The following is a 252-nucleotide window of genomic DNA, read 5'->3' on the forward strand; positions in this document are numbered from 1 at the left end:
ACGGGGGCGCGGGTCGGAGAATAAGGTGCCATTCATCGCGGCGGTGCAAATCTCGCCGGAAGGCCATCCGGTATATGCCATATTCTCCAGGGTGAAAACGTTCGGAAAAGCCGATGTGGCGCAATGGAGCCAATTGCAAAACGATTTTTCCGAACTGGCCGACATCAGGAGAGCACGATTTTTCATCGCTTTTTGGTGATATCGGAGGAAATCTGATCGGTTACGGCGGCGGAATCATGGCTAATCTCATTT

Annotated in this window: 1 pseudogene; it reads left to right on the forward strand. The window is 52.0% G+C overall.

From position 1 onward, the window contains the following. A pseudogene (locus tag F1735_RS35075) lies at positions 1-133 on the forward strand (IS1595 family transposase); the annotation flags it as partial. Positions 134-252 lie beyond the last annotated feature (119 nt).

Source organism: Massilia genomosp. 1, assembly GCF_011682185.1.
Lineage (GTDB): Bacteria > Pseudomonadota > Gammaproteobacteria > Burkholderiales > Burkholderiaceae_D > Telluria_A > Telluria_A rubra.